We start from the raw sequence: 20,679 nt of genomic DNA on the forward strand, positions 1-20,679 counted from the left end.
ATTCACATGGGAACCAATAGGCTGGAGGCTCAGCGCCAGCCCGTTGACGCCTTATTTCTGTGCGGGCTGAATGTCCGTAACGATGAGTTTTCCGCTCTCGTTCATCACCATAAATCGGACCTTGTCGCCGGCCTTGATATTGGTCAAAAGACTCTTGTCTTTGGCGGTGAACACCATGGTCATACCGGGCATGTCCAGGTGCTTGATGTCGCCATGTTTGATCGTGACCTTGCCAGTGTCCTGGTCGACCTTCTTGACTTCACCGTCGGTCATGGATGCAGACATCTGTGTCGTCGGCATCTTGCTGGTATCCGTCGCGGCCTGTGCAAAGGCGCCCACAGGCAAGGCTGAGCCCAGCACCATTGCGGAAATCGCCAAAAATCGAGTGATAGCGTTCATGGTTTCCTCATGAGTAAGAACTGAAGGTTTGAGCTGATCCGTCCTTTTGGACCAGCAGAACTCGGAAGGGATCGCGGCGTCCCCCGTACCCGGGCCCATCCATTCCAGGTGACCCGATCGGCATGCCCGGTACGGCCAGGCCCAACGCGTTAGGGCGCTCCTTGAGGAGTCGCAGGATGTCGGTGGCCGGTACGTGACCCTCGATCACGTATCCTTGAACGACCGCGGTGTGACAGGAGCCAAATTGCGCAGGCATGCCCAGGCGGGACCTGGTAGCGGTGTTGCCCTGCTCAATGACCGCGACCCTGAAGCCGCTCTTTTCCAGGGTGGCAACCCAGTCTTTGCAGCAACCGCAGCTAGGGTCCTTCCAGACCTGCATCGCCACAGACGCTGATGTCGCGGCGCCCGCTACAGACATCGCGCCCATGGCAGCAAGGCCCAACAGCAGAGAGCGTCTTGTCGGCAAATTCGGGATGTACAGATCTGTCATGCTGGATTCACTCCTTCGTGCGCCAAAACTCACTTCTTGCCAACCTGGACCGTGCCCTTCATGCCGGCCTCGTAATGACCCGGCATCAGGCAGGCGAAGTTCACTGTTCCGGACTTGGTGAATTGCCAGAGGATTTCCCCCTGCTTGCCCGGGGCGACCGTGACCTTGTTCGGTTCATCGTGCTCCATGTCGGGGAACTTCTTCATCAGCTCCAGGTGCTCCAACAATTCCTGCTGAGTACCCAGGCTCAATTCGTGTTTGACCTGGCCGGTGTTCTTGACAACGATGCGAACGGTCTCTCCCTTCTTGACCTGGATGTCTGAGGGCGTGAAACGCATGTTGTCCCCCATCTCAACCGTGATGGTGCGGCCGGCCTTGGTGGCCAAGCCAGGCTTTCCAATGGCCGACTCTTCGTCTGAGTGTGCATGACCACCGGAGTGGTTTCCATTGGCAAAGGAGGCACCGGACATGGCGAGCAAGGCCATCAATGCGAGACTGCGAGTGCTGCGGGTTGTTTTCATTTTCTTTTCCTGAGTAGGTGTGGGTCAGCTCAGTGGCCGTTGTGGGATGTGGGTTTGCGCACCTGCACTTCTGTGGGTGCATTGGGCTTCTGTGCAAGGGGCATCGATTGGCCGCCCTCGGCGCTAAAGCGGGCGGGCTGTGCCAAGGGCCCTGTGTATTCGTGGGCCACCGTGCCAGGCGGGTGCTTGTACCAACCCGGGTCCTTGTAGTCTCCCCGCTTTTGATCCTTGCGGACTTTCAAGACGCTGAACATTCCCCCCATTTCCACGGGGCCGAAGGGACCTTCTCCAGTCATCATGGGAGCGGTGTTGTCCGGGATGGGCATCTCCATTTCGGACATGTCCGACATCCCCCGTTCGCCCATGACCATGTAGTCGGGGATGAGCTTGTTGATCTTCTTGGCCAGGCCACTGTGGTCAACACCGATCAGGTTGGGGACGTTGTGCCCCATGGCATTCATCGTGTGATGGCTCTTGTGGCAATGGAACGACCAGTCGCCTTCCTCGTCCGCCACGAATTCGATCTGCCGCATCTGACCAACGGCAACATCGGTGGTGACTTCGTACCAGCGCGTGTGAGGAGGTGTTGGGCCACCATCTGTGCCCGTGACAAGGAATTCATGACCATGCAAATGCATGGGGTGGTTCGTCATCGTGAGGTTGCCGACCCGGATGCGCACCTTGTCGCCTAGTCGCACATTGAGGGAATCGATGCCCGGAAAGACCCGGCTATTCCAGGCCCACAGATTGAAGTCCAACATCGTCATCGTCTTGGGTGTGTAGCTGCCTGGGTCGATGTCGAAGGCGTTGAGCAAAAAACAGAAGTCGCGCTGCACTTCATCAATCAGCGGATTCTTGGCCTTAGGATGGGTCACCCAGAAGCCATACATGCCCATGGCCATCTGGACCATCTCGTCAGCATGCGGGTGGTACATGAAGGTCCCCGGCCGACGAGCGACGAATTCATAGACGAAGGTCTTGCCAGGTGGAATGGAAGGTTGCGTCAGCCCAGAAACACCATCCATGCCGTTTGGAAGGCGCTGCCCATGCCAATGGACAGCGTGGTGCTCAGGTAGTTTGTTGGTGACATAGATCCGCACCCGATCGCCCTCGACCACCTCGATCGTGGGGCCTGGGCTTTGGCCGTTGTAGCCCCACAGATGCGCCTTGAAGCCCGGTGCCATCTCACGCACCACGGGTTCAGCGACCAGATGGAACTCCTTGACACCCTGGTTCATGCGCCAAGGCAAGGTCCATCCGTTCAAGGTCACCACCGGGTTGTAGGGCCGGCCGCTGTTGGGCACCAATGGCGCCATGGTTTCAGCGGAGCTTTGAAGAATTGGTTCGGGCAAAGCGGCCATGGCCACACGGTTGACGGCAGCCGCCGCAACGGCCCCACCGGTCAGACCCGCGTACTTGAAAAATTCTCGTCTGGATGTCATTGAATTTGCCTTGGTGATCAGTGCCCCGAGTCGCCACTGCCGGTGGGCCCGCTCGATACAGACAGGGAGGTTTTGGTGGGACGGCCAATCAAGGAGGCCTGAAGTGCGGCGTCGGCCAGCCAGAACTGCTGTTCGGCATTGATCGCGCCGATCACGGTGCTGACCTGATCTCGGGCGTCAGCCAAAAGCTCGAAAACGCCGATGATCATTCCGTTGTAGCGCAGCTGGTTTTCCTCAGAGATCACTTTGCGAACCGGAACGACCTCATCTCGGAAGTGACGCGCGATGTCATAGGCTGTCCGATAGGCAGAGTAACTCTCACGCAAATTGGAGCCTGCCGACCTGATCGTCGATTCCAGTTGGTTGGCTGCTGCGAGCGTGCGCGCGTTCCATGCCTGCCGCTGCATGCCGCCCCAGTCGAAGATGGGAAGCCGCACACCGATTTCATATCCCCGTTGATCGGTCCGCGTGCCTGCGGCACTGTCCCATTTGGTGTTGCGGCGTGCCGTTAGCTCAATGTCAGTGAAGCTGGTCACGGTGTTCAAGCCCTGGGACTTTCCTGCGGACGTCAAGGCGCTTTGCGCCAACCTCACATCCAGGCGACCTCGACTGGCAAGTTGTCCCACGACGCTGGAGGCAAGTGCCTCCTTCGGCAGGTCAGGCAAGCGCTCGGGCAGTTGCAATTGCTGGGCCTGGCTTTCATCCAAGCCTAGCAGCCGGATGAGCTCTTCGCGGTTCGACGTCACGTCATGGCCTGCCGCTGCCAGGCGCGATGCCGCATCGGCATAGAAAGCCTGTTCTCGGGCCCGGGTGAGTCGGTTGTAATTTCCGACAGACTGCATTCTGCGAGCCAGCTCGGCACTGGCTTCGGCGCTTTCAAACACCTGCTGTGCGTACGCCAAGGTCTGCTGGCTGGCCACGGCACGAACCCAGGCCTGGCGGACTCTGGTGACGTGATCGACAACCTCACCTGTCAGGCGTAGTTGCGCCTGTTCAATGCGACGCTGTGCAATACCCTGCCGAGCTGGCAGTGTCAGGACATCGAGCAACCCGAAAGACAAGGCCCGGTTCAATTCAAGATCGCTGCCCGCCGTCAGGCGCTCCAACCCGAAAACAGGGTTGGCAATGCGACCGCTTTGCGCCGCAGATGCGGAATCCGCCCACCCTTGAGCCACGAGGGCTTGCAAAGCAGGGCTGTTGATCAAGGCCAACTGCACGGCCTCTGTGGGGCCCAATGGGCCGGCCAACAGTTTGGCTGAGGCGCTTGCGCGCTGGTCTCGCTCTTCTGTCGTTTGGGCCAAGGACAATTGACCACCAGTGAAGTCCACGGCTTCGGCGTTGACCCGGTCCAGGTTTTGCTCCAAGGACACACTGGCGCATCCCGACAAAGCCACTGCCAGGGCGACAGCGGTGAACAAACGAGTGCGAGAAATGGCTGGTGCTCGACTCATGGCTTCACACCTCCATGCGTGGCGTTGTGCCCGTCCGTCCCTGAATCCCCTGAAGCCGGCGTCTTGTCCGATACATCCTTGGCATAGCTCCGCCAGCCCCCGATGCGTTGAACACGATCATTGGCCTCACGCCACGGCCGAACAGCCTGGTCGTTATAGGGCTCATAGGTACTGATCAACGACCGGTACTGTAGGGGCCGAGCCAAAATGGAATTGGCTTCGGTGGTCTGGCTTGCGGTTGGAGTCTGAGCGGCCACTGCGCTTGCAAAAATGGCCAACGCCAGGGGCAATTGGAGCCTGACGAAATGAAAAGGCATGGGTGGGGGTCCTCTAGGTTTTCTCTCAAAGCACCCGGCGATTTTGGATAGATGAACCTGTCAGGAACCCACCTGAAAGATTACATGTTTGTTATCTTCGGAACAGGCCTGCCCATAGGTTGCACACTACGAGCAACGCAGAAACTGGAGCGAGGGTTGTGAAGATCTTGATCGTTGAAGATGAGGCCAAGACAGGCGAATACCTGCACCAGGGCTTGACTGAAGCCGGCTTCGTCGTTGACCTGGCCAAGGACGGTGTCGATGGTTTGCACATGGCTGGTGACCAGGACTATGACCTTGTGATCCTCGATGTCATGTTGCCCGGACTCAATGGATGGCAGGTTCTTCAACGGCTGCGCGAGCGCGGCCAGCAAATGCCGGCCATGTTCCTGACCGCGAGAGATCAAGTTGAAGATCGGGTGAAAGGCCTGGAACTGGGCGCCGACGACTACCTGGTGAAACCCTTTTCATTTGCAGAACTGTTGGCCAGAGTGCGGACCATTCTTCGTCGAGGTCGCAGCGGGACCGAGACCACCACGCTGAGGGTGGCTGACCTGGAGTTGGACTTGTTGCGTCGCCGTGTCGCGCGAGCAGGCCGCCGCATCGATCTGACAGCCAAAGAGTTTGGCTTGCTCGAATTGCTCATGAGACGCCAGGGCGAAGTCCTTCCCCGCTCTTTGATTGCCTCTCAAGTGTGGGACATGAATTTCGACAGCGACACCAATGTGATCGAAGTTGCAGTGCGCCGCCTGCGCAGCAAGGTCGATGACGGCCAGGCCGTCAAGCTCATACAGACGGTGCGAGGCATGGGCTACGTGCTTGAAGTCCCGGAGGACAGGTGAGATGTTGCGTCGCTTTTCGCTGACCAGTCGCCTGACCGCCTTTTTCACTGTTGTGGCTGCCGTGGTCGTACTGGGGCTCGGTTGGCTTTTTCTGGCCTTGGCTGATCAACATTTCGCTGAGTTGGATCGGGTCACCTTGCAAGACAAGAGGCAATTGATTGAAGAGGTCCTCGCCAATGCCAACTCTGCCGAAGATGCCAAATGGCGCTTGAATGAGTCGTTGGACCACCATCACGGACTTTTTGCCTCCGTCGCTTCCGCGAGCGGGGAAACCCTGTTCCGATCGCAGGGCTTTGCTGCATCTCCCCAGATCCAGCCGTCCTCAACCGGTTCAGACAACGATGCAATGCTGCAAATGTGGGCACCCGACGGCAGAGAATTGCGAGCGCTCCGGTTCTCGGTGAATCCAAAATACGAATCGACCACGATCCTTGACGTGACGATTGCGATGGACACTGCTCACCATGCCCAGTTTCTTGCTGAACTGCGCATGCGACTGATGCTCTACGCCATTGCCGCCACCTTGATCAGCGGATTCTTGGGTTGGCTGGCAGCGCACCATGGGCTCTCCCCACTGCACTCCATGAGAGCGCGGGCCGCAGGGGTCAGCGGACAGCAATTGAGCGAACGCATGCCGGTGGATGCTGTCCCTGTCGAAATGGCGGAACTGGCCAGGGAGTTAAATCGGATGCTTGACAGGTTGCAAAGCGATTTCATGCGCCTGCAGGACTTTTCGTCGGATCTGGCGCACGAGTTGCGCACCCCGATCAGCAATTTGCTGACTCAGACGCAGGTCACGCTGTCGAATGCCCGGGATGCAGTCGTCTACCGTGACATCCTGGCCTCGAATGCAGAGGAGTTGCAGCGGCTCGCCAGGATGGTGTCCGACATGTTGTTTCTTGCCAAGACTGAGCGTGGCGTCAACTTACCGCACAGGGAAAGCTTCTTTGCCCGTCACGAGGTGCAGGCGCTGCTGGAGTTTTACGAAGCCGTTGCCGAGGAAAAGAACATTCGGCTAAGTGCGGAGGGAGACGGAGAAATCTTGGGTGATCAGCTCATGTTTCGTCGCGCCATCAGCAATCTGCTCTCCAATGCGCTGCGCCATGCTCCTGAAGGTGGCGAGGTTCACGTCATCATCGCAAATTCGGGGCAATCGACAGAAGTCACAGTGGAGAACACAGGCCAAGACATCGATCCTCAAGCCTTGCCGCGCTTGTTCGACAGGTTCTTCCGCGCCGACCCCGCGCGGTCTCGATCCGCGTCGGACGGTGCTGGTTTGGGACTTTCTATCACCAAAGCAATTGCTGAAGCACACGGGGGTACAGCCAGTGCCAGTTCCTTGAACGGAAGGACGCGGTTCAAATTGACTTTTCCTCGTTCCGAATAGCGCGCTCCTTCTTGCGGGATGCCAAGGTCAGACACACAACAGGCTGCTTCAGCAGGGTGACGACGCAAAATGATGCTCGATGACCACTTTGACGAAAACTTTTCCGGCGCTCCAAGGCGGTATGCTGGCCCTGCTGGCTGCAACGCTGTTCGGTTTCAGCACCCCGTTAGTGCAGAGGCTGGGACTGGGCGTTGGCCCATTCACAACAGCTGCACTGCTCTATGCAGGAGCCGCCCTGGTGGGGGCTTTCTCGCGTCAACCGACTGAACAAGAGGCACGTCTGTTGCCATCGGATCTGCCCCGCCTGCTGGCAATGGCGCTTTTGGGGGCTGCGATTGGGCCAGTGGCCTTGGCCTGGGGGCTGCAGCACACGAGTGGCACCGGGGCGTCTTTGATGCTGACCCTGGAAGCCTTGTTCACGGCGTTGCTGGCCTGGTGTCTGTATGGAGAAACCGTGGATCGCCGCGTCACCACAGCGATGGCCCTGCTGCTGACTGGTGGTGTCGCATTGGTGTTGGATCAGGGCCAGAGCGGCTACAACCAGTTCTGGGGGCTGATGGCTGTCATTGGTGCTACGGCGGCCTGGGGGCTGGACAACACGTTGTCGAGAGCGCTTGCCGAGCGCGACCCTGGGCAAGTGGTGCTGGCGAAATCAGGGCTTGGGATCGCCACAACGCTTGCATTGGCCGCGTTGACTGGTGAGCTGCTTCCTTCAACGGGTTCGATCCTGGGTTTGTTGACCGTGGGGGCCAGTGGCTATGGCTTGAGCCTGCGCTTCTACCTGCGCGCGCAACGTGCTTTCGGGGCGGCTCGCACGGGATCCGTGTTTGCCTTTGCACCGTTCATCGGTGCTGCTCTTGCCTTCCTGTTGGGAGATCGCTCAGGTAGTTGGGGGATGTTGTTGGGCGGGGCGCTGATGTTGGGCGGCGTCCTGGTACACCTCATAGAGTCACATCACCACGCGCACGATCACGTCGCCCTGGTGCATGAACATGCCCACACTCATGATGACGGTCATCACGAGCATTCTCACGACCCAATGCCCACGGGAGCGCACAGCCATCTTCATATCCACACGCCGATGCGGCACAGCCATGCTCATGTGCCTGACGTACACCATGCACATCCCCACTGAGGAGCCTGCGTCGCTTAATCCTACCCCTGCGGATGGGCCAAATCTGCCGTTGGGCAGAGGCACCCCAGAACAGAGGCGCCAAGTGCAAACAGGTCGTTTTTCGGGCTTCAATCTTTCTTTGGCATGGGCCGTACTGAACCTCGATACGCCACGAAATGGTCGTCCCGATATTGAAGTTCATCTCCGATACGCACGACGCGATAACAAACAGGCTCGTCCTTGCTGATCTCAGGCTGCAGCAAACAGAGTCGGTCTCCCTTGATCGACCAGCGCGCGGGCCTGTGTCGGCCGTTCTCTGACCGTTCGACACGTCCGTCTGAGAAGTATTTGTGCCCCCAATGGTGCTCATCGGTCACGTACCTGTCGCTGATGGCCGCACGGATCTGCGGGCCAGTGAGCGCAACCTCCTTTGAGATGGCTGGCAGCAGGGTCCCAGCAATGGACATGTGCAGGAGGGTTCGGGCAAGGGGCTTGCCGACCTGATTCAGGACTTTAAACAGTTTCATGACAATAGGAGGCTGCATCGCGGGAGCCCCTGATACCGGTGGTCGTTTGGGTGGCCACCGTGGGGAAGCACGAGTGCAGTTGCTCTGGCTCAGGTGCTCAATCGAATGGGAATTTGGATGACAGCGGTTCTGGGGTGACCTCGTAGAGGTCTTGTCCTTGGGCGCGCAGCAAATAGGTTTTGCCCTTGCGCAACGCGGTCCAGCATTCGGGGGCGGCGCTCTCGTTGATCCTCACGCACAGTTCGTTGCCAACAATCTTCCAACGCCCGCGGTGCGGGTGTCCGAGTTCAATGGACTTCGTGCGCCCGTCAGGAAGCAGATAGGCGGACCAGTGCGCCCCTTCAGAAATCACCTTGCCCGCAAAGGCAGCTTTGATCTGCGGGCCGGTGAGTTCTGCGAGACTGGGGGTGCCTGACGCACCTGTCCAGCCGGAGAGGAGCAGGAGTGCAGCCAGAATAAAGCGGCCTGGAGTTGTCATCGTGTAAGTCAGGCCGCCATGGCAGGGGGCCAGTTGTGCGTCACTGCCTGGCACGAGCGGCACCAGGCATAGAGGGCGTCATACATCACCATTCCCTGCTGAAGCATTTCATGGTCATCACCGAAGTTGCGCGATAGCCCAAGCGAGAGCGCATAAAGGCCCGCCGATTGCGGCGTCAGGTCAAGCCTTGATGTATCAGCGCCGCGCACGATTTCGGCCAGCTGAGCCAGCGAAGGGTCGTCCAAGCCATACTTGGCAAGAAACGCATCGAAGCTGCACAAGTCACCAACGTGGCTCAGTTCAACGTCTGGGATATCGTAAGGAATGGCGCCTGTGATCTGCGCGATGCTGAGCACCTCACCGGACGGTACATAGAGAAACGCGGGGTCTTTGTCGATGAATCGCGCAATCAGCCAGGGGCAGGCGATCCGATCAATCTTTGGACGTTCGCGGGTAATCCATTTCATGGTGCTACTCCTTTGTTTCCATCTTCAGACCTGCGGCGCGACAGGCTTCGATTCCACCAGCCACAAAACGCGCGTCCAGGCCACGTGCTTGAAGTGCAAGTGCCACGGACTGACTGACCTCATGGCCGTGCACGCAGTACACGAGGACGGGTTTGAAGGCATCGAGTTCCGGGGGCCATTCGTCCAACAACGCAGGGTCGCGCCAAGTGGCTCCTGCCAAGCGGTCAGGTGCCTGCGCATAGGCAACTGAACGACGCACGTCGATGAGCTGCACCGCACCGTCGATCTCGTGAGGTGTGGTTGAAAAGGACCGCGCGTCCGCCTCGACAGCAGAGGCATAACGCCGCGCAACGGACTCCCACCGGATGTTTTGCATGAAGGCGTCCACATACGCAGCCGCCTTGGCGCCGAAATCCATGTGGTAGGCATGCTCGTACATGTCCAAAGCCAGAATCGGCGTGGCTCCGGCCAGCAGGTGCGTGTGATCAGCAGCCCAATGAGTGATCAGACGCGCCTCTCGGGTTGACCAAGACAGCAGTGCCCAGCCTGAACCGCCCCCCATGGCCTTGGCCAGCGCAGTGAATTCCGCTCGCCAGCGATCAGTGCTCCCGAAGTCGCGCGTCAGGGCTGCGCTCAAGCCTGTCTCGGGTAGGAGTTCCATTTGATCGCTCCTTGGTGTGATGCTTTAGGTCAGAGGGACGTGACCAGCGGGTGCACGATCAGTCCGATCACAGCTGCCACCGCAACAACGGCCGGCTCTGGAATCTTTTTGAAGCGCCACAGGACTGCTGCGGTCGCCAAGGCCAGTGCTGCCGTGATCCAATCCGTGATCGAACGCTCCCCGATCACGACCACAGCACCGGCAATGGACCCAATGGCAGCAGCGGTGACGCCATCAACAAAGGCGACCACATCTGGACGCTTGCCGTACTTCTTGAAGTAGGGGGCAGGGATCACGGTGAACAGATAGCAAGGCACAAAAGTGGCCAGGGCAGCCGTGACAGCACCCCAAAAGCCTGACACCAGAAAGCCGATGAAGCCCGTCGTGATGACCACCGGCCCCGGTGTGATCATGGCCACGGCCACAGCGTCCACGAACTGACGGTCGGTCAGCCAGCCGTATTCCTTGACAACACCGCCATACAGGAAGGGCACGATCGCCAAACCGCTACCGAAGACGAAGCTGCCGGCGTACGCGAAATAGAGCCCGATATGCTTGAGCTTCGCCCAATCGACGGTGTTCAACGCCAGCAGTCCAAGCAACGGAGTTGCCACCTCGTTGAGGCCGCCGCCGCGTTTGAACCATGCAGGCGGCGCGCGCCAGAACCACACCAGCACACCTGCTCCGAGGAAAAGCCAGACCTCTTCGGAGCGGGTGATCACGGTGACGGCCGCGCTCACCAGAAAAATAGGCCAAAGTAGCTTGTCCTTGCCGATGCTTTTGCTGGTCAACTTGTACGCGCTCATGGCGATGATGCCGATCACGGCTGCGCCCACGCCATAGAACACGGACTGCATCCAGCCGATGCCTCCGAAGGCCTTGTAGGCGGCGCCCAGCCCAACCACCATCAGGAAGGACGGCAACACGAACGACACACCGACCAGGGAGGCTCCGATGAATCTATAGTGGACATAACCCAGGTAGATCGCCAACTGAGCGGCCAGTGGCCCGGGCATCAGCTGTGCCAGTGCCAAGCCTTCCTTGTAGTCCGTGTCAGTGATCCACCGACGCTGCTCCACCAGGTCGCGGTACATGTAGCCCGCCAGGGCGACCGGTCCACCAAAGCCCCAGGTGCCCAGAGCCATCATGTAGCGCACGAGCTGCCACAGGGTGTAGCCGGGAGCTGATAGTGGGCCGGAAGCAGGCTCCACCGCTGGGTTGAGATCGGTCATATTCGGTCCTGAGGTTGTGAGTTGCTATGGATTTCGGTGGGCCGAGAAATGGGCATGAAGCGAGTCCAACACGCCACCCACATCGGCCAACAGTGCGTCGTCGTTGGGCCAGCGCTTGCGCGCACCCGCCAGCACGGCCTCAAAGCCACCTGCTTCGGGTGTCGTCGTTCCGCCCACATCGAGGGCATGAACCATGGATCCCAGACGCATGAGACCTCGATCACCGTCGAGGCCAAAACTTGCCAACAGCACCTCAAACGTCACCCGATCCGCCACATGTGAGAAGGTCGCGCCGTCGAAATCAAAGCCCAACGCATCGTTGGGGCAATCGGCTGGGGATTCCAGCCACAGAAAGCGCGCGCTGGGATCGATGAAGCGCTGAATGAGCCAAGCGCTCGCCACGCGATCAACCCAAAGATGGCGACGAGTGGCCCAGAGTCGCCCTTGATATTGCATGCGATCGCGCCTGGCGATGCGGCCCGCCGCAGCCTGGGGCTCGCCGGGTGACTGCATGGATTCCACGGCATTCGTGAAGTCTCTCCATTGGGCCTCGGCGCGGATGGAGGCTTCGCCGGGAAAGAAGTCGATCTTGCGGATGGACTCGTAGGCACGCCCGTGCCGACGAAGCAATCGCTGAAGTTCGGCGGCGGAAAGCGTGGGAAGAGGCTGGCGGGCTTGGGCCAACTCCTCCAGCCAGGGTGTGTAGTCAGCCGTCCGATCAAACAGTGCTTGGAAGGCTGCTTGCTCGGCCATGTTCTTGGCATGCACCTGCAACAGCCAGGCTTGTCCGCCATCCTGCAGGGCATCGTCGGCCAAGGCTTGCAGTTGGCTGGCTTGCTCCACTTGTGCGGGCAGCAAATAGGTGCCGTCACGCAGGGCGGCACAGCCTAACGCCTTAACGGCTCGCCAAATCCGCATGCGCGCAGCGGAGCTTGCAGAGGGGAGGCTGACGACCAAGGCCAGCCAAGAGTCTGAGGGACGAATCATGGCGGCAGCTTAGTGTGCCGTTGTGATCGCTGCAATGCTGTAGTGATCTCTACAAATTACGGACCATTTTTGATTCGTGTCAAATTAGAGTTCGAGCTGAATCCTTAAGTCGGTTCCTCGTTCCATTGCTACTCGAACCCCTGCAAATACATGTGCCCCTATGCCCGATTCCAGAGTGCGATGTTCGACAAGGACACCCTGATCGTCACCTACGACGAAGCGCGAGGCGAGCCACGCGGCAAGCGCTCACGCAAGGCCGATCCGGCCGCGCTGAAGCTGGGCGCCTGCGTGGATTGCGAGTTGTGCGTGCAGGTGTGCCCCACCGGCATCGACATCCGCAAGGGCTTGCAGTACGAATGCATCGGTTGCGGCGCCTGTGCCGATGTGTGCGACACGGTGATGGACAAGCTCAACTACCCGCGCGGACTGGTTCGCTACTCCACCCAGAACGCGGTCAAGAACGGCTGGACGCGGGCGCAGATCCTGCGCCACGTGATGCGGCCCCGGGTGCTGGTGTACGCCACGGTGCTGCTGGCATTGACTGTGGCGCTGTTCTCCCACCTCATGCTGCGCACGCCGCTGCGCGTGGATGTGGTGCGTGACCGCGCCGCCCTGTCGCGCATCGCCCCGGGTGGCATGCTGGAGAACGTCTATCGACTGCAGATCATGAACGCCACCGAAAAGCCGCAGACCTATCGGCTCGGGGCTTCCGGCCTGGAAGGCCTCAAGGTGGCCTCGGAGGAATTGGTGGAGGTGGGGCCGGCTGAGTCGCGCTGGGTACCCGTGCGTCTGCAGGTGCCTTATGGATCAGCCCCGGCGGGTTCTCATACCGTCTATTTCTCGATCGGCGCCGAAGGTGGGGATGCCCACGTTTCGGAGAAGTCCTCATTCCTGGTTCCGCGATAACCGAAGAATTTGATGAGGATATTTCGAGTGCGCGCATAGCCACAAGTAATGTGCGCTCCTCTTAAGAGGGAAGTTTCACTCGCCTACAGCACGAATTTTTACCCCCCCCATCGTGGCTGATTCGTGGATCTTCGATCGATTTGTAGAGGACAACAGGATTCAAGCTATGTTTAGAGCGCATAGTGCTCTCGCGCACTTTTTCGGCCTCTGACTCCCTGCAAGAGGACACAGTGAGGATCTCAATCAAACCCTCACTGCTTTGGTAGCTATTTACCTGATGGCCTTGCCATCAACCCCTTTCAATGCATTCCATTGCACTTTGATAGCATTCTTCACGTTATCAGGCATTGGAATATAGTCGAGATTTTGTGCATCCTGATCACCCTTTGAATAGCTCCACTCAAAGAACTTCAGGACATTTTTTGCTTGCTCAGGCTTGTCCTGAATTTTATGCATCAAAATAAACGTAGCACCGGTAATCGGCCAACTTTGGGCGCCAGGCTCATCAGTCAAAATTTGATAAAATGACTTTGACCAGTCTGCATGCGAAGCTGCTGATTTAAAAGCTTCTGCAACGGGCTCGATGAACTTTCCTTCCTTGTTCCCAAGAAGAACATAAGACATCTTATTTTGTTTTGCATAGGCATACTCAACATAACCAATTGAGTTATCCAGGCGCTGAACGAATGCAGAGACTCCTTCGTTACCTTTGCCACCACTGCCGATAGGCCAATTGACGGCAGTGCCTTCACCGACTTTGCTTTTCCATTCAGGACTAACTTTAGACAGGTAGTTGGTGAATATAAAAGTTGTACCCGAACCATCAGCACGGCGAACGACCGTGATTTGCGCATCAGGAAGTGAAATATCCTTATTGATCGCTTTGATTGCAGGATCGTTCCAACGAGTTATTTTTCCAAGGAAAATGTCTGCCAACATCTGACCAGTCATTTTCATTTTGCCTGGTGCCACACCTTGGATGTGAACCACAGGCACGACGCCGCCAATCACCGTAGGAAATTGCATCAGACCATCTTTATTCAGTTCATCGTCCGACAAAGGCATGTCAGACGCACCAAAATCTACGGTCTTAGATTTAATCTGCTTAATACCACCTCCAGACCCGATGGACTGGTAATTGATTTCATTACCTGTTGCCTTGTGGTAACCATCGGCCCACTTGCTGTAAATTGGGGCGGGGAAAGATGCCCCAGCACCAGTAATGTTGGCCGCGCTGGCATTCGAAATGACTGATGTCGAAAGCAAAGTGCAGACGATGATTGCGGTTGTCGAACGAATTTTCATGTGAATCTCATGGAAGTGAGGTCGTGGAGGCTATTCCAAAGTCATGACAAATTCATGACAGACTTAATAAATAATAGTTTGGCTTTCATTTAGTGAAATCCATAACTCCACAGTAGAGGGCGATCAGTCTAAAATAGCATATACGCCTATGGACCCAAAGACTCGACTAAGTCACTGCTAAGTTTGCTTATGTAACTTCTCCAGTGTGCAAATTCTTGCACTCTTTTGGAGAAGCATCATGTATCGCAATACGACACTTTCCCTGATTGGCATCGCCATCGCTGCAGCAGGGGCCATGGCATACGCCGCCAAAGGCAGCGTGGAAAGCGACACCCTTGCCATCAGCAAAGCCAAGGTTCAACTTGCCCAAGCCGTGACCGTGGCAGAACAGCACGCCCAAGGCAAGGCGGTGCGCGCTGAGTACGAGAACTCGAAGCAAGGCTGGCTCTATGACGTGGAAGTCGTCAGCGGGGCCAAGGTTTTCGATGTCCGGGTCGATGCCGACAAAGGCACAGTCATCTCGTCTACCGAGGACAAGGTGGACCACGATGACGACCACGACAAGCAAGACTAACGCCTCGCCTACGTCGCCGGGTCACTCTCTTTGCAGCGGTCCGGTTTGGAGACCTCATGGAATCAATCAACTACGCACTGTTTCTCTGGCTCAATGCGCCGGAGCATCCCAGCGCGTTGGCTCTGACACTGGCGACCTTCTTTGCTGAACGTCTCATCTGGGCAGTACCACTTCTGATCGGTATCGAATGGCTTCGTGGCAGCGAAGTCCTCCGCAAAGCCATGCTCGTCGCAACAGTATCGGGACTACTGAGCCTTCTGATTAGTCAAGCCATCGGACTGGCTTGGTTCCATCCCCGGCCTTTCATGATTGGTCTGGGAAATACCCTCATTTCTCACGTTGCCGACGCATCATTCCCAAGCGACCACCTGACGCTGTGGTGGGCAGTCGCGTTCAGCCTCTCGTTGCAACAAGGCCCAAGAATCTTGGGCCTTGCTTTGGCTTTGTTGGGTATCCCCATCGCCTGGGCGCGCATCTACCTTGGCGTGCATTTCCCATTTGACATGTTTGGCGCGGCCACGGTTGCGGGACTTAGCGCTTGGATGACGTTGCGTTCAATTCGATGGTATCTGGCACCAAGCTACCGAATCGCTACCAGCATTCATCAACGGCTTTTCGGCAAGTTAATCATGCTCGGATGGGTACACGAGTGAGCCTATGGGTGGGCTAAGTCTCTGCCGCCAGACTTATGCCAATCAATTCATCACTACATAAGCACACCATGAACAAACAGCGCACAGGCAGCGTCACAGGCTGGCTCAACAAAGTCCCGGAAGTTGCTCTGTCCTTCTGGATCATCAAGGTCATGTCCACGACAGTGGGCGAGACGGTAGCCGATTTTCTGGCTGTCAATGCTGGCTTCGGTCAAGGCGTGACTCGATCCGTGATGGCGGCGTTGTTGGCAGCAGCCTTGTTCATGCAATTACGCACCCGCCGCTATACCCCTTGGATTTACTGGCTGACGGTGGTAACGGTGAGCGTGGTCGGCACCCAGATCACAGACCTGCTTACTGACGGGCTCGGCGTCAGCTTGTATATCAGCACCTCGGCGTTTGCAGTGGCGCTTGCTACGATCTTCTTCGCCTGGTACCAGGTCGAGCGCACTCTGTCCATCCACCACATCGTGACGCACCGCCGCGAGCTGTTCTATTGGGCCGCCATCCTCTGCACGTTTGCTCTGGGCACTGCTGCTGGCGATCTGGCGACCGAGGCACTGGGCCTGGGATTTACCTGGGGCGCGGTGGCCTTCGGAGCGCTGATTGGCATCACCTATGCCGCCTGGCGCATGGGTGGCAATGCCGTCTTGACCTTCTGGATCGCTTACATCCTGACCCGCCCCTTTGGGGCCGCGCTCGGCGACTTGCTGACGCAAGCCAAGACCTATGGCGGCCTTGGCATGGGTGCCATGTGGACGAGTGCTCTGTTCCTATCGGTGATCGTCATTCTGGTGGCTGTCGCGCAGATTGGCATGAGCGTAAGCCACACAAATCAGATCACCAAGTAACCCACTCTCTACTACTCAAGGAAAAATATGACCATTCAATACTTAATCGTTCGCCCGTTCGTCACCGTTTCGGCGGCCTTACTCCTGGTGCTGGCAAGCGGTTGCTCCAAGCCTGCCGATCAAAACAGCAGCACCGCAGGATCGACCAAATCAGGACAGAGTATCTCTGCCTCGCAAGGCACGACCGCATCTAAGCTGGGCGATCTGTCAGCCTTCCGCAGCATTGCTGCCGATGTGGCCACCATCGTGGACAAAGGCGATTTGCCCGCTGCCAAAATTCGTATTAAGGACTTGGAAGTCGAATGGGACTCCGCTGAAGCGGGTTTGAAACCACGAGCAGCCGATGACTGGCATGTGCTCGACAAGGCCATCGACAAATCGCTTGCAGCGCTCCGTACCGACACGCCGAGCCAGGCCGACTGCAAGGCAGCGATGGCCGCCCTGCTGAAAGCCTTCGACACCCTCGAAGGCAAAGCCTGACCTGTGAGCGAGCCCCATGAACACATCTGCTGAACACACCTTGGCCAAGGTGCCCGAAGTCACACTGGTCTTCTGGCTCATCAAGATAGCCGCCACGACGCTCGGTGAAACCGGCGGTGATGCCGTCTCGATGTCGATGAACCTGGGCTATTTGGTCGGTACGGTCATTTTCGCGGTGATCTTCTTGGCCGCCGTAGTCGCGCAGGTCAGAGCAAAAGGCTTTCATCCCTTCCTGTACTGGACAACCATCATCGCCACGACTACGGTCGGCACGACGTTGGCCGATTTTGCGGATCGTTCGCTCGGGATCGGGTACGCTGGTGGTTCGAGCTTGCTGCTAGCCCTGCTGCTCGGCTCGCTGTTCGTCTGGTATCGCACCCTTGGCTCTGTATCGGTCAATACGGTCAGCTTACCCAAGGCCGAAGCCTTCTACTGGTTGACCATCATGTTCTCCCAGACGCTGGGCACAGCACTGGGCGACTGGACGGCTGATACGGCAGGCCTTGGTTACGCCGGTGCGGCCATCGTGTTTGGCGGATTGCTCGCGTTGGTCGTGGCAGCCTATTACTGGACAAGCGTGTCCCGCACGTTGCTGTTCTGGGCAGCCTTCATTCTGACTCGCCCATTGGGAGCTGTGGTCGGCGACTTTCTGGACAAGCCACTGAGCGCGGGGGGGCTAGCACTGAGCCGCTATTCGGCATCGGCCGTACTGTTGGCATTCATGCTGGCGGCTCTTCTGCTGTTCAGACAGCGGGCAGCGAGAACAGCACATTGAAAAGCTTTTGAACGGAGGGAGAATGCGGGTACTGCTGGTTGAAGACGATCCCATGATTGGTGACGCGATCCAAGGTGCATTGAAGGACGCCTCCTACGCCGCTGATTGGGTAAAGGACGGACAGACGGCGCTCACGACACTTAGCTCTCAGCACTACGATCTAGTGCTTCTCGACTTGGGACTGCCAGGCAAGGACGGGCTGGATGTCCTGGCCTGCATCCGCGCCGGAAATAGCCCCGTCCCACTGCTCATCATCACAGCGCGAGACGGCTTGGATGATCGCCTGCGCGGTTTAGACGGCGGGGCCGACGACTACGTATCTAAGCCCTTTCAAATGGCGGAGCTGCTGGCCCGGATGCGCGCCGTTCTGAGGCGCAAGGGTGGCACGGCAGCTCCAGTGCTCAGCAATGGGGTGGTGTCGCTCGATCCATCCACAAAGGAGGCTAGCGTCAACAGCGGCGCCCCCTTGCAACTGTCCAACCGCGAGTTCTCGCTGCTGCAAGCCTTGCTAGTGCGCCCCGGAGCCATTCTCTCGCGCAGCGAGCTGGAGGATCGCATCTACGGCTGGGGTGATGAGGTAGAAAGCAATGCCGTCGAGTATCTGATCCATGCACTGCGCCGCAAGCTGGGTAGCGAGGTCATCAAAAACGTAAGGGGAATCGGATGGATGGTTTCAAAAGGCGCTTGAATGAGTCGGTTCAGCTCCAGTTGTCCTTCACCCTCTCGCTGGCCATTGTCGTGGTTGCCATCGTGGCGGGCGTCTTCTCGTTCCTGTCCGCATTCGATGAAGCCCACGAACTGCAGGACGATGTGCTGCGACAAGTGGCGCAGCTCATGGACCGTCAGAGCCTGTCACCGACCGCGCCAACCCACGAATCCCGTCTCAAAGATGCTGATGAGGAATCGCGTGTGATCGTCCAGCGCTTGGGTGAAGGCAGTCTCTCTGAGGCTGAATTGGATGCAGGAGGCACCCTCCCGCTCCCAACCACCCTATCCGACGGACTATACACTCTGAATGTCGGCGGCGAAAAATTCCGCGTGCTGGTCAAGACGACGGCGGTAGGTGAACGTATTGCGGTGGCACAAGAGTCCAGCTTTCGCAATGAAATAGCCCGCGATGGAGCACTACGCACGGTGATGCCATTTCTGATTCTCGTGCCGGTGCTGCTGTTGATCGTCGCTGACTTGGTACGCAAAATGTTCCGGCCCATTGCAGCGCTCTCCAAGGAAATTGACATGCGCGCAGAAGAGGCGCTGCATCCTGTTGATGCTTCTCACTTTCCCGCCGAGGTTCGCCCCTTCGCTGTGGCGATCAATCGACTGCTTGCCCGAGTTGGGCAGTCGATGGCATCTCAACGCCGCTTTGTGGCGGATGCCGCGCACGAACTGCGTTCGCCCTTAACGGCTCTCTCACTGCAGGCAGAGCGGTTAGTAGACGCAGAAATGTCCGACCATGCACGCGAGCGACTGACAGTGCTTCGCCAAGGCATCGAGCGCGGCAGAAGCCTGCTGGATCAACTTCTAACTTTGGCTAAGGCCCAATCGGCTACCGACTTGCCACAGTCGCCGGTGTCGGTGCAGAGCGTTTACCGCCGGGTACTGGAAGACCTAATACCGCTGGCCGAGGCCAAGCAAATTGACATCGGTGTCGAAGGCACGCAGGACGCCGAAGTATGGGCAAGTGAGTTGGACATGATTGCTTTGGTCAAGAATTTGGTTGATAACGCCATTCGATATACGCCCAATGGAGGACGCGTCGACTTGTCGGTGGAAATCTCTGGCGCTGCTGCACTGCTTCGCATTCAGGACAGTGGACCAGGCATCTCCCCAGATGAAAGAGATCGAGTATTCGACCCGTTTTACCGAACGCTGGGCAGTGAACAAAGCGGTTCTGGCTTGGGCCTGGCCATCGTTCGGACGATTGTCGATCGTATCGGGGCAGAGATTCGCCTGGACTTCGCGGATATCGACAAGCAAACAGGCTTGTGTGTTACTTGCCTATTTAAGCTTTCCTCTTAAGCATATTTTCTCTTTCAAAACTACCCGCCCCTTCTAGATGGGAATCAGCACTTGACTTCGAAGACGGCTCAGCAATTTTGTCCTGATGATCCGCCGGGAGGGAACAGTTGCAGGCACCGGGCTGCTCAAGGGCGCCTAGATCGTCGAGATTGGTCGCTAGGACAGTATCCCCGGCGTCGCCGGCGACATCTGGTGGCCACCCAGGGATAAGGCAACGTTAGGTACATCTAATGGACCGCACGGTCTTTCTGCCAGGCAAATACGGCAGATTCGAACCCAACGACAACGGATTCTGTGAGGGTGTCTCCGGCAAGGGTACTTTCAAGGGCCTCAAAGGCGCGGGCACGCTGCACATCAAGTCGGCCAACCCCATAGACCGCTTCTTAATCCTCGACGGCCAACTCGCCCCCGCCAACTGATCAACCACCACCGATGATCGAAAAATAGGCACGCATTTGCGAATCTGTATTGACCTAGTGATTTCCTGCTCAGGTGTTATCGTTGAAAGGAAACACAGATGAGCACCCTGATGGAAGACGACATCAAGCGTTGGACGGCCAAAAGAAAGACGGCCCTGGTCCTGGACATCATTCAAGGCAAGACCACGGTCTCAGAGGCCAGCCGGGCCTATGACCTCAACCCTTCTGAGGTTGAACAGTGGGTCGATGAAGGCAAGCGCGGCATGGAGAACGCGCTGCGCAGCAAGCCCCTGGAAATCAAAGAGCAGTACGAACGCCAGCTCAGTGATTTGCAGCAGGCCTATGGCGAGGCCATGTTGGAGCTGCGTGCTAGAAAAAAGCT

24 protein-coding genes and 1 pseudogene are annotated in these 20,679 nt (G+C 57.9%); 13 read left to right on the forward strand and 12 right to left on the reverse strand.

The window, feature by feature from the left end:
• Positions 1-51 precede the first annotated feature (51 nt).
• Genes L880_RS0124125 through L880_RS0124145 form a run of 5 tightly spaced genes read right to left on the reverse strand, consistent with a single transcriptional unit; the run spans position 52 to position 4,303 of the window.
• Positions 52-399, reverse strand: coding sequence for a copper-binding protein (locus L880_RS0124125; protein WP_027477842.1), 348 nt, complete (start codon positions 397-399; stop codon positions 52-54).
• 7 nt (positions 400-406) lie between these two features.
• Positions 407-889: a DUF411 domain-containing protein gene (locus tag L880_RS0124130; protein ID WP_027477843.1), complete on the reverse strand. Its 483-nt coding sequence runs from the start codon at positions 887-889 to the stop codon at positions 407-409.
• Between the two features lie 29 nt (positions 890-918).
• Positions 919-1,410: a cupredoxin domain-containing protein gene (locus L880_RS0124135; RefSeq protein ID WP_027477844.1), complete on the reverse strand. Its 492-nt coding sequence runs from the start codon at positions 1,408-1,410 to the stop codon at positions 919-921.
• Positions 1,411-1,439: 29 nt separating this feature from the next.
• Positions 1,440-2,852, reverse strand: a complete 1,413-nt coding sequence (locus tag L880_RS0124140) for a multicopper oxidase family protein (RefSeq protein WP_027477845.1) — start codon at positions 2,850-2,852, stop codon at positions 1,440-1,442.
• A gap of 17 nt (positions 2,853-2,869) precedes the next feature.
• On the reverse strand, positions 2,870-4,303 hold the full coding sequence (locus tag L880_RS0124145; RefSeq protein ID WP_051443570.1) for a TolC family protein: 1,434 nt from the start codon (positions 4,301-4,303) through the stop codon (positions 2,870-2,872).
• A gap of 475 nt (positions 4,304-4,778) precedes the next feature.
• On the opposite strand from L880_RS0124145, the gene L880_RS0124150 reads away from it, so the two are divergent.
• The 3 genes from L880_RS0124150 to L880_RS0124160 all read left to right on the forward strand — a co-directional run bounded on the left by L880_RS0124150 (position 4,779) and on the right by L880_RS0124160 (position 7,984).
• Entirely contained in the window at positions 4,779-5,462 is a 684-nt protein-coding gene (locus L880_RS0124150; protein ID WP_027477847.1) for a heavy metal response regulator transcription factor, read from the forward strand.
• A gap of 1 nt (position 5,463) precedes the next feature.
• A complete protein-coding gene (locus L880_RS0124155) occupies positions 5,464-6,849 on the forward strand; it encodes a heavy metal sensor histidine kinase (protein ID WP_027477848.1) in 1,386 nt (461 codons plus the stop codon).
• Positions 6,850-6,928: 79 nt separating this feature from the next.
• Entirely contained in the window at positions 6,929-7,984 is a 1,056-nt protein-coding gene (locus tag L880_RS0124160) for a DMT family transporter (RefSeq protein WP_027477849.1), read from the forward strand.
• A 107-nt stretch (positions 7,985-8,091) separates the two neighbouring features.
• Here the strand turns inward: L880_RS0124160 and L880_RS0124165 are convergent, their stop codons facing one another.
• The 6 genes from L880_RS0124165 to L880_RS0124190 all read right to left on the reverse strand — a co-directional run bounded on the left by L880_RS0124165 (position 8,092) and on the right by L880_RS0124190 (position 12,315).
• Positions 8,092-8,490, reverse strand: a complete 399-nt coding sequence (locus L880_RS0124165; RefSeq protein WP_245615346.1) for a hypothetical protein — start codon at positions 8,488-8,490, stop codon at positions 8,092-8,094.
• Between the two features lie 97 nt (positions 8,491-8,587).
• Positions 8,588-8,968 (reverse strand): hypothetical protein, encoded by a 381-nt coding sequence (locus L880_RS35205; RefSeq protein ID WP_084461628.1) that lies wholly within the window; start codon positions 8,966-8,968, stop codon positions 8,588-8,590.
• Between the two features lie 8 nt (positions 8,969-8,976).
• Positions 8,977-9,435, reverse strand: coding sequence for a chromate resistance protein ChrB domain-containing protein (locus L880_RS0124175; protein WP_027477851.1), 459 nt, complete (start codon positions 9,433-9,435; stop codon positions 8,977-8,979).
• Positions 9,436-9,439: 4 nt separating this feature from the next.
• On the reverse strand, positions 9,440-10,096 hold the full coding sequence (locus tag L880_RS33410; RefSeq protein WP_084461629.1) for a Fe-Mn family superoxide dismutase: 657 nt from the start codon (positions 10,094-10,096) through the stop codon (positions 9,440-9,442).
• Between the two features lie 29 nt (positions 10,097-10,125).
• Positions 10,126-11,328, reverse strand: a complete 1,203-nt coding sequence (locus tag L880_RS0124185; RefSeq protein WP_027477852.1) for a chromate transporter — start codon at positions 11,326-11,328, stop codon at positions 10,126-10,128.
• A 24-nt stretch (positions 11,329-11,352) separates the two neighbouring features.
• Entirely contained in the window at positions 11,353-12,315 is a 963-nt protein-coding gene (locus tag L880_RS0124190; protein ID WP_027477853.1) for a chromate resistance protein ChrB domain-containing protein, read from the reverse strand.
• A gap of 141 nt (positions 12,316-12,456) precedes the next feature.
• On the opposite strand from L880_RS0124190, the pseudogene L880_RS33415 reads away from it, so the two are divergent.
• Positions 12,457-13,221 (forward strand): annotated as a pseudogene (locus L880_RS33415) (4Fe-4S dicluster domain-containing protein); the annotation flags it as partial.
• A gap of 270 nt (positions 13,222-13,491) precedes the next feature.
• On the opposite strand, the gene pstS reads toward L880_RS33415, so the two are convergent.
• A complete protein-coding gene (gene pstS, locus L880_RS35210) occupies positions 13,492-14,526 on the reverse strand; it encodes a phosphate ABC transporter substrate-binding protein PstS (RefSeq protein WP_084461631.1) in 1,035 nt (344 codons plus the stop codon).
• Positions 14,527-14,764: 238 nt separating this feature from the next.
• Here pstS and L880_RS0124205 point away from each other — a divergent pair, with 238 nt between their 5' ends.
• The 9 genes from L880_RS0124205 to L880_RS0124245 form a co-directional block, all read left to right on the forward strand.
• Entirely contained in the window at positions 14,765-15,100 is a 336-nt protein-coding gene (locus tag L880_RS0124205) for a PepSY domain-containing protein (protein WP_027477854.1), read from the forward strand.
• A gap of 56 nt (positions 15,101-15,156) precedes the next feature.
• Positions 15,157-15,753, forward strand: coding sequence for an undecaprenyl-diphosphatase (locus L880_RS0124210; RefSeq protein WP_027477855.1), 597 nt, complete (start codon positions 15,157-15,159; stop codon positions 15,751-15,753).
• Between the two features lie 68 nt (positions 15,754-15,821).
• Positions 15,822-16,604 carry a COG4705 family protein gene (locus tag L880_RS0124215; RefSeq protein WP_027477856.1) on the forward strand — a complete coding sequence of 261 codons (783 nt, stop codon included), beginning with the start codon at positions 15,822-15,824 and terminating at the stop codon, positions 16,602-16,604.
• A 27-nt stretch (positions 16,605-16,631) separates the two neighbouring features.
• On the forward strand, positions 16,632-17,084 hold the full coding sequence (locus L880_RS33420) for a hypothetical protein (RefSeq protein WP_043330482.1): 453 nt from the start codon (positions 16,632-16,634) through the stop codon (positions 17,082-17,084).
• Positions 17,085-17,100: 16 nt separating this feature from the next.
• Entirely contained in the window at positions 17,101-17,859 is a 759-nt protein-coding gene (locus tag L880_RS0124225; protein ID WP_027477857.1) for a COG4705 family protein, read from the forward strand.
• Between the two features lie 22 nt (positions 17,860-17,881).
• Entirely contained in the window at positions 17,882-18,547 is a 666-nt protein-coding gene (locus L880_RS0124230; protein ID WP_027477858.1) for a response regulator transcription factor, read from the forward strand.
• Positions 18,523-19,878, forward strand: a complete 1,356-nt coding sequence (locus L880_RS0124235; RefSeq protein WP_027477859.1) for an ATP-binding protein — start codon at positions 18,523-18,525, stop codon at positions 19,876-19,878. Before L880_RS0124230 ends, L880_RS0124235 begins: the two co-directional genes overlap by 25 nt.
• 230 nt (positions 19,879-20,108) lie before the next feature.
• The gene (locus L880_RS36515; RefSeq protein ID WP_245615348.1) at positions 20,109-20,297 is read left to right on the forward strand and encodes a hypothetical protein; all 189 of its coding nucleotides are present in this window, start codon (positions 20,109-20,111) and stop codon (positions 20,295-20,297) included.
• A 98-nt stretch (positions 20,298-20,395) separates the two neighbouring features.
• The coding region (locus L880_RS0124245) for a DUF1153 domain-containing protein (protein ID WP_027477860.1) at positions 20,396-20,679 on the forward strand (284 nt) is incomplete at its 3' end.

This window comes from Curvibacter gracilis ATCC BAA-807 (genome assembly GCF_000518645.1).
In the GTDB taxonomy this organism is placed as follows: domain Bacteria; phylum Pseudomonadota; class Gammaproteobacteria; order Burkholderiales; family Burkholderiaceae_C; genus Curvibacter; species Curvibacter gracilis.

Coding starts and splice junctions, on each gene's coding strand:
- L880_RS0124125 (WP_027477842.1), bottom strand. CDS start 399: ATGAACGCTATCACTCGATTTTTGGCGATTTCCGCAATGGTGCTGGGC.
- L880_RS0124130 (WP_027477843.1), bottom strand. CDS start 889: ATGACAGATCTGTACATCCCGAATTTGCCGACAAGACGCTCTCTGCTG.
- L880_RS0124135 (WP_027477844.1), bottom strand. CDS start 1,410: ATGAAAACAACCCGCAGCACTCGCAGTCTCGCATTGATGGCCTTGCTC.
- L880_RS0124140 (WP_027477845.1), bottom strand. CDS start 2,852: ATGACATCCAGACGAGAATTTTTCAAGTACGCGGGTCTGACCGGTGGG.
- L880_RS0124145 (WP_051443570.1), bottom strand. CDS start 4,303: ATGAGTCGAGCACCAGCCATTTCTCGCACTCGTTTGTTCACCGCTGTC.
- L880_RS0124155 (WP_027477848.1), top strand. CDS start 5,464: ATGTTGCGTCGCTTTTCGCTGACCAGTCGCCTGACCGCCTTTTTCACT.
- L880_RS0124160 (WP_027477849.1), top strand. CDS start 6,929: ATGACCACTTTGACGAAAACTTTTCCGGCGCTCCAAGGCGGTATGCTG.
- L880_RS0124165 (WP_245615346.1), bottom strand. CDS start 8,490: ATGAAACTGTTTAAAGTCCTGAATCAGGTCGGCAAGCCCCTTGCCCGA.
- L880_RS35205 (WP_084461628.1), bottom strand. CDS start 8,968: ATGACAACTCCAGGCCGCTTTATTCTGGCTGCACTCCTGCTCCTCTCC.
- L880_RS0124175 (WP_027477851.1), bottom strand. CDS start 9,435: ATGAAATGGATTACCCGCGAACGTCCAAAGATTGATCGGATCGCCTGC.
- L880_RS33410 (WP_084461629.1), bottom strand. CDS start 10,096: ATGGAACTCCTACCCGAGACAGGCTTGAGCGCAGCCCTGACGCGCGAC.
- L880_RS0124185 (WP_027477852.1), bottom strand. CDS start 11,328: ATGACCGATCTCAACCCAGCGGTGGAGCCTGCTTCCGGCCCACTATCA.
- L880_RS0124190 (WP_027477853.1), bottom strand. CDS start 12,315: ATGATTCGTCCCTCAGACTCTTGGCTGGCCTTGGTCGTCAGCCTCCCC.
- pstS (WP_084461631.1), bottom strand. CDS start 14,526: ATGAAAATTCGTTCGACAACCGCAATCATCGTCTGCACTTTGCTTTCG.
- L880_RS0124205 (WP_027477854.1), top strand. CDS start 14,765: ATGTATCGCAATACGACACTTTCCCTGATTGGCATCGCCATCGCTGCA.
- L880_RS0124210 (WP_027477855.1), top strand. CDS start 15,157: ATGGAATCAATCAACTACGCACTGTTTCTCTGGCTCAATGCGCCGGAG.
- L880_RS0124215 (WP_027477856.1), top strand. CDS start 15,822: ATGAACAAACAGCGCACAGGCAGCGTCACAGGCTGGCTCAACAAAGTC.
- L880_RS33420 (WP_043330482.1), top strand. CDS start 16,632: ATGACCATTCAATACTTAATCGTTCGCCCGTTCGTCACCGTTTCGGCG.
- L880_RS0124225 (WP_027477857.1), top strand. CDS start 17,101: ATGAACACATCTGCTGAACACACCTTGGCCAAGGTGCCCGAAGTCACA.
- L880_RS0124230 (WP_027477858.1), top strand. CDS start 17,882: ATGCGGGTACTGCTGGTTGAAGACGATCCCATGATTGGTGACGCGATC.
- L880_RS0124235 (WP_027477859.1), top strand. CDS start 18,523: ATGGATGGTTTCAAAAGGCGCTTGAATGAGTCGGTTCAGCTCCAGTTG.
- L880_RS36515 (WP_245615348.1), top strand. CDS start 20,109: ATGGACCGCACGGTCTTTCTGCCAGGCAAATACGGCAGATTCGAACCC.